At 36.5% G+C, this 18,516-nt stretch carries 14 protein-coding genes, 1 other RNA gene and 1 other annotated feature; of the genes, 13 read left to right on the top strand and 2 right to left on the bottom strand.

Annotation, left to right across the window (positions count from 1 at the left end; genetic code table 11):
- The first annotated feature begins 203 nt into the window (after positions 1–203).
- The 10 genes from dnaA (at position 204) to serS (ending at position 14,039) form a co-directional block, all read left to right on the top strand.
- Complete coding sequence (gene dnaA, locus EPJ89_RS03365; RefSeq protein ID WP_161636888.1) at positions 204–1,565, top strand: chromosomal replication initiator protein DnaA; 1,362 nt, start codon at positions 204–206, stop codon at positions 1,563–1,565.
- A 263-nt stretch (positions 1,566–1,828) separates the two neighbouring features.
- Positions 1,829–2,947, top strand: a complete 1,119-nt coding sequence (gene dnaN / locus EPJ89_RS03370) for a DNA polymerase III subunit beta (protein ID WP_161636889.1) — start codon at positions 1,829–1,831, stop codon at positions 2,945–2,947.
- 5 nt (positions 2,948–2,952) lie between these two features.
- A complete protein-coding gene (locus tag EPJ89_RS03375; protein WP_161636890.1) occupies positions 2,953–3,702 on the top strand; it encodes a DeoR/GlpR family DNA-binding transcription regulator in 750 nt (249 codons plus the stop codon).
- Positions 3,703–3,804: 102 nt separating this feature from the next.
- Positions 3,805–4,728, top strand: a complete 924-nt coding sequence (locus EPJ89_RS03380) for a 1-phosphofructokinase family hexose kinase (RefSeq protein WP_161636891.1) — start codon at positions 3,805–3,807, stop codon at positions 4,726–4,728.
- 4 nt (positions 4,729–4,732) lie between these two features.
- Positions 4,733–6,589 carry a PTS fructose transporter subunit IIABC gene (locus EPJ89_RS03385; RefSeq protein ID WP_200548980.1) on the top strand — a complete coding sequence of 619 codons (1,857 nt, stop codon included), beginning with the start codon at positions 4,733–4,735 and terminating at the stop codon, positions 6,587–6,589.
- 128 nt (positions 6,590–6,717) lie between these two features.
- Positions 6,718–6,939, top strand: a complete 222-nt coding sequence (locus EPJ89_RS03390; RefSeq protein ID WP_125163877.1) for an RNA-binding S4 domain-containing protein — start codon at positions 6,718–6,720, stop codon at positions 6,937–6,939.
- Complete coding sequence (gene recF, locus EPJ89_RS03395; protein WP_200548982.1) at positions 6,929–8,014, top strand: DNA replication/repair protein RecF; 1,086 nt, start codon at positions 6,929–6,931, stop codon at positions 8,012–8,014. Before EPJ89_RS03390 ends, recF begins: the two co-directional genes overlap by 11 nt.
- Positions 8,014–9,933 (top strand): DNA topoisomerase (ATP-hydrolyzing) subunit B, encoded by a 1,920-nt coding sequence (gene gyrB, locus EPJ89_RS03400; RefSeq protein WP_161636894.1) that lies wholly within the window; start codon positions 8,014–8,016, stop codon positions 9,931–9,933. Before recF ends, gyrB begins: the two co-directional genes overlap by 1 nt.
- A 9-nt stretch (positions 9,934–9,942) precedes the next feature.
- Positions 9,943–12,453, top strand: coding sequence for a DNA gyrase subunit A (gene gyrA, locus EPJ89_RS03405; protein ID WP_200548984.1), 2,511 nt, complete (start codon positions 9,943–9,945; stop codon positions 12,451–12,453).
- 77 nt (positions 12,454–12,530) lie between these two features.
- Positions 12,531–12,718: a binding site (T-box leader), on the top strand.
- A gap of 34 nt (positions 12,719–12,752) precedes the next feature.
- Positions 12,753–14,039, top strand: a complete 1,287-nt coding sequence (serS, locus tag EPJ89_RS03410; protein WP_161636896.1) for a serine--tRNA ligase — start codon at positions 12,753–12,755, stop codon at positions 14,037–14,039.
- Positions 14,040–14,050: 11 nt separating this feature from the next.
- Here serS and EPJ89_RS03415 read toward each other — a convergent pair whose 3' ends face one another.
- Positions 14,051–14,839 (bottom strand): HAD family hydrolase, encoded by a 789-nt coding sequence (locus tag EPJ89_RS03415; protein ID WP_161636897.1) that lies wholly within the window; start codon positions 14,837–14,839, stop codon positions 14,051–14,053.
- 98 nt (positions 14,840–14,937) lie between these two features.
- Between EPJ89_RS03415 and ffs the strand changes: the two genes are divergently transcribed.
- An RNA gene (ffs, locus tag EPJ89_RS03420) (signal recognition particle sRNA small type) lies at positions 14,938–15,025 on the top strand.
- Between the two features lie 21 nt (positions 15,026–15,046).
- Entirely contained in the window at positions 15,047–15,946 is a 900-nt protein-coding gene (tadA, locus tag EPJ89_RS08875; protein WP_345944260.1) for a tRNA adenosine(34) deaminase TadA, read from the top strand.
- Positions 15,947–15,987: 41 nt separating this feature from the next.
- Here the strand turns inward: tadA and EPJ89_RS03430 are convergent, their stop codons facing one another.
- Positions 15,988–16,611: a sortase gene (locus EPJ89_RS03430; protein ID WP_003774146.1), complete on the bottom strand. Its 624-nt coding sequence runs from the start codon at positions 16,609–16,611 to the stop codon at positions 15,988–15,990.
- An 88-nt stretch (positions 16,612–16,699) separates the two neighbouring features.
- On the opposite strand from EPJ89_RS03430, the gene dnaX reads away from it, so the two are divergent.
- On the top strand, positions 16,700–18,514 hold the full coding sequence (gene dnaX / locus EPJ89_RS03435) for a DNA polymerase III subunit gamma/tau (RefSeq protein ID WP_161636899.1): 1,815 nt from the start codon (positions 16,700–16,702) through the stop codon (positions 18,512–18,514).
- The last annotated feature ends 2 nt before the right edge of the window (positions 18,515–18,516 follow it).

Raw genomic sequence — 18,516 nt, forward strand, 5'->3', positions numbered from 1 at the left:
ACGCTATGTTGAGAATGTATTTAAGAAGTCCGCAATTTATAAACATTCATAATTTTGTGGACAACTGTGGATAACTATCAAAATAAGCATTAGAATAGCCGTATTCCACAGTAGATTATGTGGATAACTTGTTGGGAGTTTTTTTGTCTATGGAATTGTATTCTAAATTTGATATTATAGAACTTGCAAAGGGGTATTTGAATATGACAACTATGAAATTTTATTTAGAAGATGTGTGGGGAAAAGTAAAGCTTGCGATCAAGGAAAGCAATCATTTCGATGAGCCCATTTATAATACTTACATCGAAGATACAAACCTTGCTGCGTTGGATGAGACAAAAGCGATTATTGTGGTCCCAACCTATCTCCAAAAAGTAATTCTTTCTGAAGAAATTCCTTTTTTAAATGATGTTATTAATCAAATTTTAGATAAAACATCTATGGTTTGTGAGGTTCTGCTTGAAAATGAATTCAAGAAAAATATCGCCGTTCAAGTTCCTGTTCAACCTCAAATTCCAGTCGTTGTTCGCAATGATGGCATTGCCCCAAATCAAACTTTTGATAATTTTGTCGTTGGTCCAAGCAATAAAGAAAGCCATTCTGCAGCATTAGGGTGTGCGTATCGCCCTGGACAATTTTATACGCCCCTATTCATTTATGGAAACTCCGGTCTAGGAAAAACACATCTTTTAAATGCAATTGGAAATTACATCAAAAAACTAAATCCAGATGCACGTGTCCTGTATACGTCTAGTTCAGATTTCGTTAGACAAGTTGCTAATTCAATACAGAATCGCACGATTGAAGACTTTAAAGAACAAATGTATAATCTCGATGTCTTACTTATTGATGATATCCAGTTCCTCGCAGGTAAAGAAAAATCTCATGAGATCTTCTTTCATATCTTTAATGAACTTATTTACAATAAGAAACAAATTGTTATTACAAGTGACCGCCTTCCTACCGAGATAAAAGGTCTAGAAGACCGCTTAATCAGTCGATTTTCTTCAGGTCTTTCGGTCGGTGTTGATTCCCCGGAATTTGAGACCTCACTTGCCATTCTTGAATTGAAAATCAAACATAAAAGTGTTGATCCAGGATTATTTGATGAAGATGTTTTAAGCTACATCGCCTCTAATTTTTCTAAAGATGTCCGTATGCTAGAAGGTGCCTTAAATCGACTGCTCTTTTTCTCGATTGAGTTTTCTCAAAATGACCATATTGACATTAACATCGCAATGAACGCCTTTAAAACAAATGGTGAACCTATTAAAACAAATGAATTGGATACAAAGACCATTAAACGGATTGTTGCAGATTACTATGGGTTAACCCAAGCTCAGCTTGTTTCAAAGGCTCGAACCAAAGCAATTGCAAATGCCCGACACATTGCAATCTACTTATGTCGTAAGCATCTTGATTTGCCTTACAATAAAATTGGTGAGGATTTTGGAAAACGTGATCACTCTACAATTATTAGTGCTTGTGACAAGATTGAAAAGAAACTTAAAACGGACCAAATGCTGGCTCGTGCTGTTTATGAACTTGAAGCCAAAATTAAATAGTTATCAACAGTTATCCACACTTTAATAACACCGTTTTTCGTAAGTATTGTCGCTTGTTTAGAGTGTTTTATACAAGTTATACACTTATCCACAGGCCCTAGTAATACTAATTAATTATTTAATACTAATAAACATATCGCCTTGGAGAATAATTTACTTAAAAGTTCTCGCAGTGATCCATTTATTTTTATAAAAAAGAATATAATAAAAAGTACATAATATGATATAATTAATACAATAGTGTTTATCATTTGGAGGGTTATATGAAGTTCAATATAAAGAAACAATCATTTTATAAAGCATTGTCCTCTGTAGGACGTGCAGCATCTACACATTCACCATTACCAATTCTTTCAGGAATTAAATTTGAATTAAGAGATGATGCTCTAACATTAATTGCAAGTGATTCTAATATTTCAATTAAAGAAGTTCTTTATGCGAATGACGAAAATAAATTGAACGTATATGAAGAAGGGGAAGTTGTTTTAGAATCTCGTTATATTCTTGAAGCAGTTCGAAAACTTGATAGCGATTTTATCGACTTTGAAATCATTGATGGTGCTTTAACACGTATTAGTGGAAATAAAGCAGAATACAACATCAATGGTAGTAAAGCAGAACTTTATCCAACAATTGATTTTACAAAACCAACAAAAGAATTTAAGATGCCAGGCTTTAAACTTTCTGAAGTAATTCAACAAACTGCTTTTGTTTGTTCGACAAGTGAAGATCGTCCAATATTTACTGGAGTAAATTTTAAAGCAGATGGGAATGTTATGAATTGTGTTGCTACGGATAGTTATCGATTAGCCAAAAAATCAATTGAACTTCCTACACCAATGGATTTTAATATATGTATTCCAGCAGTTAACCTTTATGAAGTAGCAAAAACGATTAGTGATAATAAAGATGTTCATATTGCTGTTTCTGATAAACTTGTTCAATTCTATGTCGATTCAACGTTAATTCAATCCCGTTTAATTGATGGATTATTCCCCGATGTTAATCGATTAATTCCTTCGGAATATGGTTTTGAACTCACAGTTAATAGTCACGATATGATCAGTGCAATCGATCGATCCTCTTTCTTAAAGAGTGATGGATATTGGACTGTTAAATTGGAGGCATCCAATGATGGTGTCCTAATTAGTTCTAAGTCACAAGAAATTGGTAGTTCAGAGGAAATTTTAAGACCGATTGATTATATTGGTGGTAACTTAAAAATCTCATTCAGTGGACGTTATATGATTGAAGCCCTTAAATCATTTAAAACAGATATCGTTAAGATTTTATTTGTGGGAGAAATGCAAGCGTTTATTCTTAAAAACCCAGAAGACGATTCAATTGTCCAACTTGTTTTACCTGTAAGAACATTTGATTAACGATTATGTTAAAGAATCAAAGACATTTACAACTTATCCACTATATTGATTTGCATCAATTTGCTAAAGTTGAAGAGCTTGCACAACTTGTGGATGTTTCCGAAATAACCGTTCGTCGAGATATTAATGAGTTGGATGAAAAAGGGTTAGTTCATAAAGTACATGGTGGTGCGACATCCATCACAATTCGTGATTATTCAAATGATGTTGAATTACATACTCGAAATGATGTGAATTCAGAAATCAAAGACCAACTCGCTAAAACAGCTGCAGCGTTGGTTAAGCCGAATAGCGTCGTGTATCTTGATGCAGGAACATCTGTTTCGCGGATGATACCGTATCTTAAAGATAAGCATGTTACTGTGTATACACATGGATTGCATCATGTTGATGCGTTAGTTCAATTTGGTATTGAGTGCTATGTTATCGGTGGATTTGTGAAGCCGACAACTCGTGCAGCAGTGGGTGGATTAAGTACTCAATATCTAAAGCAAATGAATTTTGATCAATCCTTTATCGGATTTAATGCTTTGGATGCAGATTTTGGTTTTTCCACACCGGATGAAATGGAAGCAGTAACAAAATCTACGATTGTTGCGCAATCATCGCAGGTATTCTTTATTGGGGATAGCTCTAAGTTTAATAAGCGCTCCAGTGTGAGTTTTGCGTTATCAGATGATGGATTGCTCATTACGGATAAAGATCCAGGCGAAGCATATAAAAATTATGATATTAAAATACAAGGTGAACACTAAGTTCACCTTTTTTTATAATTTGAATATAAATGATATTATATGATAAATAATGTTTGAAACCACTTACATATTGTGTTATTCTATATTTAGGAGGAAATTAATATGATTTATATCGTTACACTTAACCCTTCGATTGATTACCTAATGACACCTAAAACGTTATCACTTGGCGTTACCAATCGTTCTCAAGAAGAACAGATACGTATTGGTGGAAAAGGGATTAATGTTGGTATTGTTTTAAACAATCTGGGACAATCTTCTACATGTATTGGTTTTCTTGGAGGTTTTACAGGGAATCATGTTCGTGAAGAATTGAAAAAATATCCTCTGCTTGTTGATGGGTTTATGGACGCAAACAATCCAACCCGCATAAATATTAAACTCGATTATAAAGGTGAGACTGAAATTAATGGTAGTGGTCATCCGATTGATGACGCTTTAATTGAAGAACTTTCCACATTTATCACGACACTTACTCCGAATGATTTTGTAGTCTTAACTGGAAGTGTTGCATCGGGCATGTCTTACGACTGGTATGTCTCAGTTTGTGAGGCATTGAATAAACAAAATATTCCCTTTGCAGTAGATGTCAGTTCCGATAAACTCATCGATATGATCGCTTATCATCCGCTTCTTATCAAACCGAATCAGGATGAAATTCGTGCAATTCTTGGCATCGAAGAAAACGATTTATCATTAGAACGTTTAATAAGTGAGTCAAAAATACTTATTGAAAGGGGGGCTCGTAATATCATTGTCTCACTTGGATCACAGGGATCTCTATTGATAACTGAAGATGCATGTTATCGAGCTTACGCGCCGGAAGGTGTCTTAGTGGATTCTGTAGGTGCTGGAGATTCTATGGTTGCTGCATTTATTTATGGTTATGTAAATAAATATTCATTACTTGAATCGTATCAGCTAGCCTGTGCTGCGGGAAGTGCAACTGCATTTTCGGACCATCTTGCATCAGCGACATCAATATCTGAATTAAATGAAAAAATAATTATCGAAAGGATCGATTAATAATATGAAAAATATAACTCAAGTTTTAAAACCAAATCTTGTTATTTTCGAATTAAATGCATCATCTAAGGAAGAAATCCTATCTGAAATGACTCGAAAACTAAGCAAAGAGGGAATTGTTTCCAATGAACTGTCGTTTATCGAAACACTTAAAGAACGCGAAGCCATTAGTACAACGGGTGTTGGAGATGGTATTGCAATCCCTCATGGTCGAAGTTCAGTCGTATCAGAATCTGTTGTCGTCTTTGGTCGAAGTGATAAGGGCATCGATTTTGATTCTATGGATGGTGAGCCAGCCCATTTGTTCTTTATGATTGCAACTCCAGAAAATTCTGGGGATGATCATTTAGCGATTTTATCTACATTATCAGGTTTACTCATGAAATCAGAAGTTCAAGAAGCATTAAAAACTGCTTCAACGTATGATGAACTTGTGGCGGCTTTTGATGTTGATCAAGAAGAAAAAGAGAATAATGATAAGAGTGAATCTTTTGTAGTTGCGGTAACAGCATGTGCAACAGGGATTGCACATACGTATATGGCAGCAGAAAAGCTTCAAGAAACAGCTAAAAACAAAGGAATCGCAATAAAAGTCGAAACAAACGGTTCTTCGGGTGTAGGAAATCGTTTGACACAAAGTGATATTAATAATGCTGATGCAGTTATTGTTGCCGCAGATATTAATGTAGAGATGAATCGCTTTAACGGAAAAAAATTAATCAAAGTTCCGGTTGCTTCCGCAATCAGTCATCCCGATTCTCTTATTGATAAAGCATTAACAGAATCGGAAATCTATACGTCATCATCTTCTGTAACATCGAGTGAGGAAAATGAAGGCAGTAATCTGTATAAACATCTCTTAAATGGTGTATCACACATGCTCCCATTTGTTGTAGGGGGCGGTATTCTAATTGCGATTGCATTTATGCTTGACCAATTGATGGGAGTTCCAACTACAGAATTAGGACAGCTTGGTTCATATAACGCATTTCCAGCGATTTTAAAAGATATTGGTGGGCAAGCATTTGGATTTATGTTGCCTGTACTCGCTGGTTATATTGCTTACAGTATCGCTGATCGTCCAGGACTTGTTGTAGGGTTTGTTGCTGGAGGTATTGCTTCGGCAGGTGGAGCAGGATTTTTAGGGGCATTAATTGGTGGTTTCTTAGCGGGTTATGCAATGAACATGATTAAAAAACTCCTTGCAACGCTTCCACAAAGTCTTGATGGTATTAAGACAATCCTCTTGTATCCCGTTTTAGGTGTACTTGTGATCGGTTTATTAATGGTTTTAATTAATATACCGATGAAGTCCGTAAATGAGGCGATGAATGGCTTCTTAAATGGTTTATCAGGTACCAATGCAATATTGTTAGGTGCATTATTAGGTGGTATGATGGCTGTAGACCTTGGTGGGCCAATTAATAAAGCTGCTTATGTGTTTGGAACGGGTACGTTAGCTGCAACTGCCGCAGGGCAAGGTAGCGCTGTTATGGCTGCTGTTATGGCAGCAGGGATGGTTCCACCACTTGCTGTTTTTGTTGCTACACTGTTCTTTAAAGACAAATTTAAAGATGAAGAACGTCAAGCTGGTATGACAAACTTAATTTTAGGTGCTTCGTTCATTACTGAGGGAGCGATTCCATTTGCATCCAGTGATCCTCTTCGTGTTATTCCAAGTTTCGTTGTGGGTTCTGCCTTGACAGGAGCCTTGTCATTAGCATTTAATATTACCGTTAACGCACCACATGGAGGTCTCTTTGTGATTCTTCTTGTGAGTCAACCACTCTTATATATTCTATTTATCATTATTGGTTCGATTGTTAGTGGGCTTTTAATGGGTATTTTAAAGCGTAATTAGTTCTTTTTTAACACAATTATCATGAAACCACATTTGGTTTAAAGAATGTGGTTTTTTGTGCGTTATATGAGCCGTAAAAAGATGATTTTAATTCGTTTTTATAGTATAATAATAAGGTAATAAAAAGGATGGGTGCTATGAAAAAAGAGACTCAATATATCACTTTAGGGCAATTTCTAAAAGTGGCGGATTATGTTAATTCAGGTGGAGAAGCGAAACACCTCATTCATACGTTTTCGATTCAAGTAAACGGTGAAGAAGAGAACCGACGCGGTAGAAAGTTGTATCCTGGAGATGTTGTTGTAATTAACGGTAATAAACACGAAATCACAACAGAACATGAAGGTTAAAAATCTTGAATTAAGGCAATTTCGAAATATTTCGAATCTCAATCTATCATTTAACAAAAACATAAATGTTTTTGTAGGGGATAATGGTCAGGGGAAGACGAATATTATCGAGTCGCTTGTCTATCTTTCTTCAGGGCGATCCTTTCGTGTTAATTCGGATGAATATCTCATTCAATACGGTAAGGAATTTTTAAGTGTTTTTGCCGATATTGAGGATCAGAATAATACTCAAAACCTTAAGGTAGTACTCAGTACTGCTGGAAAGTATCTTCAAGTAAACCAACAACCATTAAAAAAAATGACCGAGTTTATCGGTCGTTGTAATGTTGTGCTGTTTAATCCTGAGGATATTAACTTTTATTCTAATAGTCCGAGAAAAAGACGAAGAGAAATTGACTTTGAATTGGGGAAAATGTCAAAGCGGTATCTCAATCAATTAAGTTTGTCGAATAAGTTACTATCAGAACGCAATGCGTACTTGAAAAATAAAAGTGTTGATCGAGATTATCTAGAAATTTTAACGGAAAAATTAGTGGATGCGTCTATTTTGATTATTGAAATGAGAGCAAAATTTGTTCAAGCGCTCAATCCAATCATTAATCACTATTATCATCTACTCAGTGATTCTGATGATCATATCGTTCTACATTATAAAGCACCGATTACACTCGAAGGGGATTTGAAGGTGCAATTATTATCAAAGATGCAAGATTCATTCCAACGTGACTGTGATTTTAAAGTCACACAGAATGGAATTCACCGCGATGATTTTATTTTTATGATAAATGATATTCCTGTTGTGAATGTATCATCTCAGGGACAAAAGCGAATGCTTATAATTGCTTTTAAACTTGCGATTGTGGAATTGATTTTTCAAAGTCGTAAAACTTATCCAATTTTGTGTTTAGATGATTTGTTTTCTGAATTGGATAATGTCAGACGTGAGCGTGTTCTAAACGTGTTACACGAAGAAATGCAAGTATTTATTACTACTACAGATTTAGATTATATTAAATCCAAACGCGATAAGACGGTCTTTAAAGTTGTTAGTGGTAATGTAGAGGAGGTTATTTAATGTCGAATACAAAAGTAGATCATTCATATACGTCTTCCGATATTCAAGTTCTTGAAGGATTGGAAGCGGTACGTAAACGACCTGGGATGTATATTGGTACAACTTCATCCCGTGGTTTACATCATTTGGTTTGGGAAATTGTAGATAATGGGATTGATGAAGCTTTAGCTGGATTTGCGACAGAAATTGTTGTGAATGTCGATAAAGATAATGTAATTTCTGTATCAGATAATGGTCGTGGGATTCCAATTGGAATTCATGCGAAAACAGGCGTTTCAACAGCTGAGACGATCTTTACAGTACTCCATGCCGGAGGAAAATTCGGTGGTGGTGCATATAAAGTATCGGGAGGTCTTCACGGTGTTGGGGCTTCTGTTGTTAATGCGTTGTCAGAATGGTTGGAAGTTAAAATTTATTTGGATGGTACAGAATACTATCTTCGTTTTGAAGAAGGTGGAAAAGTAGCAATACCACTTAAAGAAGTTGGTAAAACAGATAAAAAAGGAACAACGGTTCGATTTAAGGCTGATCCTACTATTTTTACGGAAACAACTGAATTCTCACATGATATTTTACGTGATCGTTTACGTCAAATTGCATTTTTAAATAAGGGAATTAAACTTGTTTTCCAAGATGAACGTGAACCTGAAGAAACAAGACATCTTGAATTTATTTACGAAGATGGGCTCCGTGAATATGTTCAGTATATGAATGCGAATAAATCTCCAATACATGAAGAGATTGTTTATTGTGAAGGAGAAGAAGAAGGAATACTCGTTGAAGTATCAATGCAATATAATGATGGTTTTACGCCAAACATTTATTCATTCTGTAATAATATTAATACACATGAAGGTGGAACCCACGAAGATGGGTTTAAGCTCGCATTAACACGTGTAATTAATAATTATGCAAAAGATCACAATCTACTTAAAAAGGATGATGATGGATTTTTAGGGGACGATGTTCGTGAAGGACTCACCGCAATTATTTCTGTAAAACATCCTGATCCTCAATATGAAGGACAAACTAAAACTAAACTCGGTAATAGTGAAGTGCGTAAGATTGTTTCTAGTGTCTTTGGTGAGCAATTAGAACGTTTCTTGATGGAACATCCGGATGACGCTAAAATCATCGTAGATAAGGCTGCAATCGCATCGAAAGCGCGTGTTGCTGCTCGTAAGGCGCGTGAGTTAACACGTCGAAAAGGGGCTCTTGAAGTTTCTTCTTTACCTGGAAAACTTGCGGACTGTTCAAATCGTAATCCATCTGAGTGCGAAATTTATATCGTCGAGGGGGATTCTGCGGGTGGTAGTGCTAAACAAGGCCGCGACAGCAAATTCCAAGCGATTCTACCGCTTCGAGGTAAAGTTATTAACGTAGAAAAAGCACGCCTACATAAAATATTTGATAACAATGAAATTCGTATGATGATTACAGCATTTGGTACGGGTGTATCAGATGAAATGGACATCGAAAAATTACGTTACCATAAAATTATTATTATGACTGATGCGGACGTCGATGGTGCACATATTAGAACGTTATTATTAACATTCTTCTACCGATTCTTAAGACCGCTCATTGAAAATGGATTCGTCTATATCGCGCAACCACCACTTTATAAGATTTCTCGTGGAAATAAGATTGCTTATGCCTATGAGGAAGAGGAGTTGGATGAACTAAAGGTCGAATTTGGAGACCGATTTAACGTACAACGATACAAAGGTCTTGGGGAAATGAATCCGGAGCAGTTATGGGATACAACCATGGATCCAGAAACACGTACATTAATACAAGTTACAATTGATGATGCAATGGAAGCCGATGTTATTTTTGAAACCTTAATGGGTGATGAAGTGGCACCGCGTCGTGAATTTATTCAGACGAACGCTGAATATGCTGATTTGGATATTTAGGAGGACACAATGGAAGATAATACACAAAGTTATGACAAAATAAAACAACGTAATATTTCTGAAGAAATGAAAAAATCATTCGTCTCCTATGCCATGTCGGTTATTGTTTCACGTGCGTTGCCAGATGTCCGTGATGGTCTAAAACCCGTTCATCGTCGAATCTTATACGCAATGAATGATCTTGGTATGACGAGTGATAAACCTTATAAAAAGTCAGCACGTATTGTTGGTGAAGTAATTGGTAAGTATCACCCGCATGGGGATACGGCTGTGTATGATTCAATGGTACGTATGGCCCAAGAGTTTTCATACCGCTATATGTTGATTGATGGTCACGGAAACTTTGGATCAATCGATGGCGACGGTGCAGCTGCGATGCGTTATACCGAAGCGCGTATGTCTAAAATTTCGATGGAATTAATTCGTGATATCAATAAAAACACCGTTGATTTCATTGATAACTACGACGGTGAAGAACGCGAACCTGCAGTGCTTCCGTCACGTTTCCCAAACGTTCTCGTTAATGGTGGAACCGGAATTGCGGTTGGTATGGCAACAAACATCCCTCCTCATAATCTTGGCGAAGTTATTGACGCAACGATTGCACTTATCGATAATCCAGATATTACAATTAAAGAATTAATGGATGAGTACATTTTCGGACCCGACTTCCCAACAGGTGCGCTCCTATTAGGTCGTAGTGGTATTAAGTCAGCATTTGAAACAGGACGCGGTTCTGTAGTTATGCGGGCTAAAGTGGATATCGAAGAAATGAAAAACGGGAAGCCACGTATTGTTATTTCTGAAATTCCATATCAAGTAAATAAAGCCACATTAGTTGAAAAAATTGCTACTCTTGTTCGTGATAAAGAAATTGACGGAATTACCGATTTAAGAGATGAATCAAACCGTGAAGGAATTCGTATTGTTGTTGAATTACGAAGAGAAGTTCAAGCAGAGGTTGTCTTAAATCAACTTTATCGTCTTACTGCCCTCCAATCATCTTTTGGGGTAAATATGCTTGCGTTGGTGAATGGCCGTCCCGAGCTCTTAAATCTATTACAGGTATTAAGTCATTATCGCGACCATCAAATTGAAATCGTTACACGTAGAACACAATTTGAATTGAAGAAAGCCGAAGATCGGGCACATATTCTTCAAGGGTTGATGATTGCACTTGATCATATCGATGAAGTAATCTCAATTATTCGATCATCTAAGGACGATCCGGAGGCGATTACCCGACTTAATGAAGCATTTGACTTAACAGAGATCCAGTCTAAAGCGGTATTAGATATGCAATTACGTCGTTTAACTGGGTTACAACGTGATAAAGTCGAGAGCGAATTTAATGAATTAACAATTCTAATTATTGATTTAAAAGATATTTTAGCGAACCATGATCGCTTACTTACCATTATTAAAGACGAATTGACCGAAATTAAAACAAAATTCGGTGATGATCGCCGTTCAGAAATCGTAGAAGCGGATATTGACATGTTGGATGAAGATTTAATTCCGGTGGAAGATATTGTTGTTACGATGACTATGAATGGTTATATCAAGCGAACAACAGTTGATTCATTCAACACACAAAACCGTGGTGGGAAAGGTGTACGTGGTATTAGTACTTATGATGAAGATACAGTGGATCAGTTCATTGCAATGTCGACGCATGACTATCTACTACTCTTTACAAACCTTGGTAAAGTGTACCGTATTCGTGGATTTAATGTACCGTCTTCAAGCCGAACATCAAAAGGGATACCTGTTGTAAACTTATTGAATCTTGCAGAAGGTGAAACCGTTAAAACGCTCGTGAAAGTTGCCAAAGATGATGAATCGAGATATGCATTCTTCGTTACAAAGCAAGGTATAGTGAAACGAGTTGAAGTTCAAGAATTTGAATCGATCCGTCAAAACGGTAAAATTGCAATTACGTTACGAGAAGATGATGAACTCGTAGGTGTTCGTATGACTAACGGGGACAACGAAATCATTATCGGAGGAAGCAACGGTAAAGCTGTTCGATTCGATGAGAATGAGGTTCGTTCAATGGGACGTACAGCGTCAGGTGTTATTGGATTCAATGTTGATGAAGGTGAAGTTGTAGGGATTGCGACGGATCGTGAAGGTCAATATATTTTAGCGGTAACTGAAAAGGGATACGGTAAGCGTACAGACATTTCAGAATACCGCCGTACGAAACGTGGTGCTAAAGGTGTTAAAACAGTAAATATTACTGAGAAAAACGGCGAACTTGTTTCATTACGTGCAGTTAACGGTGATGAAGAAGCATTAATTATATCAAACGAGGGTACTGTTATTCGAACAGAGATTAGCAATATCGGAATCTATGGCCGTTCAACAATTGGTGTAAGATTGATTAATGTTGGTGAATCGGATTCTGTTTCTCAAGTAGCAATTCTACAACCGACAGTTGATGAGGAACCCGAAGACGATCAAACGAACGAACCGGAAGTACAAATTGAAAACAAAGAAATAGAAATAACCGAATAAGCAAAGCAAGGATAAAATCCTTGCTTTTTTTCTTTCGATTCTATTTGACTTAAAATATGATAATCGCTATAATTTACTTAAACTCGTTGAAAGGGAATAATATAACTGTTTTATTTAAGAGAGATGATGTTTGGTGAAAATCATTATAAAACGCTATAGTTCCACCCTGGAGAGATTAATTTCGGAAGACAACCGTTATCTGTTAAAGGTATGTTCCACGTGGAACATATGAAAAAGGGTGGCACCACGTACATACGTCCCTTAAGAGGTGTTTTTTTTATTTTCAAAAGGAGAAAAATATGTTAGATATTAATCTATTTAGAACGAATCCTGAGCTTATTAAGGACAACCTTAAGAAGAAATTCCAAGATCATAAGGAAGATATGGTAGATGAAATCATTGCTTTGGATATCGAATACCGCGGTATTAAAACACGTGCGGATGAATTAAGAGGGCAACGTAATGCTTTAAGTAAGCAAATCGGCCAACTTATGGGACAAAAGAAGATTGAAGAAGCAAATGCTGTAAAGGAACAGGTACAGGCCTTCGCCCTTGAACTAAAAGAAATCGAAGAGAGAGAAGAACCTCTATTTGAAAAAATTAAAGGTTTGATGATGGAAATCCCTAATATTATTGCGGATGACGTTCCTATCGGAAAAGATGATAGCGAAAATGTAGAACGTTATACTGTAGGTGAAATTATCGATAAAGGCTTCGATGTTCCTTACCATACGGATATTATGGAGTCATTTGGTGGAATTGATCTTGATGCCGCGCGTAAGGTTGCCGGAGCAGGATTCTACTATTTACAAAAAGACATTGCGAGACTTCATTCAGCGGTGACAACTTATGCCCGTGATTTCATGATTGATCGTGGATATGACTATGTAATCCCTCCATTTATGATTCATCGTGACGTTGTTAGTGGTGTTATGAGTTTTGAAGAGATGGAAAACATGATGTATAAAATTGAAGGTGAAGACCTTTATCTTATCGGTACGAGTGAACACTCAATGATAGGTAAGTATATCGATACAATTATTGATGGAGAAACGCTACCACACAAACTTACCAGCTACTCACCATGTTTCCGAAAAGAAGTGGGCGCGCACGGTATTGAAGAACGCGGTGTATACCGTATACACCAATTTGAGAAACAAGAAATGGTAGTCGTTTGTCATCCAAATGATAGTGCAGCACTCTTTGAAGAACTTTATCATAATTCAGTAGATTTCTTTAGAACCCTTGATATTCCTGTACGTGTACTCGAATGTTGTTCCGGAGACCTTGCCGATTTAAAAAACAAGAGTGTTGATGTAGAAGCATGGAGTCCTAGACAGAAAAAATATTTTGAAGTTGGAAGTTGCTCAAATTTAACAGATGCACAAGCGCGTCGATTAAAAATACGTATTGACACACCAGAAGGACGTGTTTACGCACATACCTTAAACAATACGGTAGTAGCACCACCACGAATGCTTATCGCCTTTTTAGAAAACAATCTTCAAGCAGACGGAAGCGTACTTATACCAGAAGCATTACAACCCTATATGGGATTTAAGAAAAAAATAGAGCCGAATCAATAGGCTCTATTTTTTTATTTAGTGATTAATTTTTGAATTTGATTCATTACCGCATTATTGTTATTTGAATCAATTACCTCAGTAACGATTCGCTTCACATCTTCGTGTGCGTTAGAAACGGCATACGAGCGTCCAGCGAGCTTTAACATCTGGATGTCGTTGTGATAGTCACCAAACGTAACAATGTCCGCAGCATCAATATTAAGCGTTTGTAGAAGGTGCTGGATTCCTTGTCCTTTATTAACATCAGAGTGCATAACATCGATCCACACCGCGCCAGCTGTAACGGCATTAAAGGTTCCGTTTAGAGCTGATTGTACGATCTCTTGGAAATTAGAAACGGTGTGATGAAGACTGCATGCAGTTATTTTAACGAAATTAAGATCAACGTCTGTTAAGTCATCAACGATAACAAAACCAGGATAATACTCTTCAAGATATTGTTCGTGGACTGGATCACCAAGTTCGACATAGGCGCAATCAATACCGGAAGCGATAATCGATGTTTCTTTGCATTGTCTAAAAACCTCGGTAACGGTCTTAATATCGCGTTTTGAAAAGATAGATTGATAAAGTATCTTACCCTGATGTTCAACGATCGCACCATTATCAGAAACAAACGAAAGATCATCGATATAATCATGGGCCTTTTTCTTAATGCTAAAGAGGGTGCGACCACTTGCAAGTACCATATGGATGTTGTTGTTCTTGAGCTCCGCAAGCACCTCTTCAAAATTACAAGGAAGATTTGAATCATCATCTAAAAGCGTGTGATCCATATCAGTTGCTATTAATTTAATCATAAGAAACCTCCATTGAAATTATACCATAATGTTTCACGTGGAACATTTAAATTAGTCGTTTAAGAGGTTGCATTTTAAGACAGTTTTGGTATAATAACTATGCTACAACAACATAATCTAGTTAACCAGGTCAGGGCAGGAATGCAGCAGCCTTACATTAGCTCTTATGTGTGTTGTGGCTCTTTTTGTATATAAGGGGGCGTTACTATCGAACATAACAAATATATGGATGCGGCATATCAAGAAGCACTTCAAGCTTATGATAAAGAAGAAGTTCCTGTTGGTGCTGTCGTTGTCTACAACAATCAAATCATTGGACGAGGTCATAATGTTCGAGAAACGCAACACCAACCTTCTGGGCATGCGGAAATTATTGCGATGGATCAGGCAGGAGAAACACTTGGTTCTTGGAATTTAGAAGGTTGCACTTTATATGTAACACTGGAACCCTGTGCAATGTGTACAGGAGCCATTATGCAATCAAGGGTAAGTACCGTTGTTTACGGATCAAAAGAACCTAAAAGTGGTTGTTTAGGGTCGGTAATCGATTTTACGAAGATAGAGGGCTATAACCACTATCCAGAAGTGATTGCGGGAATACAAGGAGATAAAACCAAACAACTGATGTTGGATTTCTTTAAACAGCAACGAAATAAACAAGTGAAAATTAAAAAGGTAGATGAATCTATGTTTGAAAGCTATCTTGATGTCCGTAAAAAAGTATTTGTAGATGAGCAAAATATTGACCCTTTAGAAGAATATGATGAACTTGACATCCTTGACCATCAACAAGTTAGTCATGTAGTTGCAATGCAACAGAATCACGTTATCGGTACAATGCGATTATATTGCTCTGATGGAACAATGAAAATTGGAAGACTCGCAGTTCTAAAACCATATCGTAATAAAAAAATTGCTTCCAAACTAGTTCGCTATGCAATTATCCAAGCAGAAAACAATGGGATTGATAAAATTGAATTGAACGCACAACTGAGTGCAATGAACGTATATAAGAGACAAGGATTTGAAATAACTGGGGAAATATATGAAGAAGTAGGTATTTCCCATATTAAAATGATTAAACATATAAAAACACCGATTCAATAAGGGGAACTAGTTCAGTTCCAGGAAACGGTGTTTTTATATGTTTAACGAGTTGGTTCAGAGCTTTCAAGCTCTGCTTTGATTATTGTACGGTTAACGCTGTAATCGTTCGCTTCGGTACAAGTCACAAGTGTAAGTGTTGCACCACGTGATTCATCGTCATTCAGTACAGAAGTATCCGTATAAGGTACTTCAAAGTTGTCATAGACTTTATAGATATAAGTTGTATTATCTTCTTTTCGATGCAATTTAATTGTATCGCCTTTTTCGATTTTTTCGAAATCACGGAAGACACAGCTTGCACAACGTCCATTATGTCCTGCTATCGAGAAGTTTCCTTCTCCAGGCGGGTCAATTGAACGATTCCAAGCTACAACATAACGGTTGAGATAACCCCAGTCGTCTGATTTCACAATCAAATGGTTGATATCAAGTTTTTCAATCTCGATCGAGCCCCATTTATCCGTCTCTTGTTTTGAAGGACCATCAGAATCATCTTGAGGTAGGGGAGCATTTAGAAAGTCTTGTAATTCTCGTTTGAGCGCTTCGCGTTCAAGGTAAGAAGAACCGACATCGTAAATGATTATTCCTAATCCAGCGAGGATCATCATGATTCCTAAAAAACCAAATAAATTAAATTTTTTCTTTTTCTTAGTATTGTTTTCCATAGTCATCCACCTTAAATACATTATATAGATTGTAAAACAGAATATCAATATAAGGTCCTCCATGATATAATGAGATAAAGGTGATAATATGTCGTATCAATCGTTATATCGTAAATATAGACCTTCACATCTTGACGAAGTTGTGGGGCAAGAACATGTCGTTCATGTTTTAAAAAATTCAATTACTAAAGATAAGATATCACATGCATATCTTTTTTGTGGTCCACGTGGAACAGGAAAAACATCGATAGCGAAATTATTTGCGCGGGCAGTCAATTGTGAGAATCCTGATCAAGTAATTTGTGGAACTTGTGACAATTGTAAGGCTGTAGCGGATGGAACGCATCCAGATCTCATTGAAATTGATGCCGCAAGTAACAATGGTGTTGATGAGATTCGTGGTCTTATTGAAAAAGTGAAATATACACCGATTCTCGGAAAATATAAAGTCTACATCATCGATGAGGTTCATATGCTTTCACAAGGTGCTTTTAATGCACTTCTTAAGACATTAGAAGAGCCACCAAGTCATGTTGTATTTATATTAGCGACAACAGAAATACATAAAGTGTTGCCTACAATAATTTCGCGCTGTCAACGCTACGATTTTAATCGTATTGGCGAAGTGGATATTGCGAAGCGATTGGATTATGTCCTTGAAAAAGAAGATGTAGAAGCTGAACAAGGTGTTTCGAAACTTATTGCAAGTTTATCTGGCGGTGGTTTAAGAAATGCATTAACGATTCTAGAACAAGCGATTGTTCTCGCAGATGATCAGATTACGGTAGCACAAATTTATGATACCAATGGTATCATTACAGACCAAGATAAGATTCGTTTATTCAATAGCATTCAGGAACAAAATATGGAAACGCTTGTGAATCAAATTGCAATGATGAGTGAGAAGAGTGTTAATATTGATCGCTTGATGATGGATCTCATTAGTGGATTAAAAGATTCAATTATCTATTCACATACAAATTCTGAAACGCTTGTCAACGAGAATAGTTTAATGTTTATCCAATATCTTGCGAAGTCGTTACAGGTTCAAGAACGCTTGCAAGTGATTGACAAACTATTAGGTTATATGGATAAAATGAAATTTTCTCAAAATCAATCAATATATTTTGAAGTCGCTATGGTGGATGTTTTTAATTCATTTAATCATAAAAAAAATAATGTGAATTTGAATCAACAAAGCCAAGAAGCAATGACAGCTGAAGAAATCTATCGATTAGAACATGGTAATAAGCAGAGAAAGACATCACACAACGATGTTCCTAAGTCAAACGAGTCGACTCATGAACCAATTATTTTCGAAACAAATAATCCGGAAGAAATGATTGAAGATGAGATTATTGAAGAAGAAATTCAAATTGATACAGAAGTCTTTATTACAGATCCAAATGACCAGCCGGATGCACTTCTAACAGTAGATGAAGTTGTTCAGTATATGGTAACGGCTGATAAAGCAATTCGTATCCAAGACGATGCCTCATATCAAGCAATTGATCGTTATAAGGTTGATTTAACGTGGGCACGCGCAAGTAGACTCATAAGTGGTGGGAAACTGGTATTAAGCAGTAATTTCTTTGTTGTTATTGCACTCGTCAATGACGCAGCGGTTCGAGAAGTGGCAGAAATACGAAATCAAAGCGAACTTTATCATTTTTCAAAAGTTCTTTTTGGTGGATCAAAGCAAATTTTAGCCATTACACAAGAAATGTACGCAGAAGCTGTTTCTAAATTTCTAGATCTTTCAAAGAACAACAATTTACCAGAACCAATAGAAGCAAAACCGTTTAACGATCAATCTCAAGAAGATGAAGTTGAACAAAAAGATGAAAGTTTAGAAAAAGTAAAAGAACTGTTTGGGGGAATCGTAGAGATTATAGAATCGTGAGG

Origin of the sequence: Erysipelothrix sp. strain 2 (EsS2-6-Brazil) (assembly GCF_016617625.1) — a bacterium.
GTDB classification, from domain to species: domain Bacteria; phylum Bacillota_I; class Bacilli_A; order Erysipelotrichales; family Erysipelotrichaceae; genus Erysipelothrix; species Erysipelothrix piscisicarius.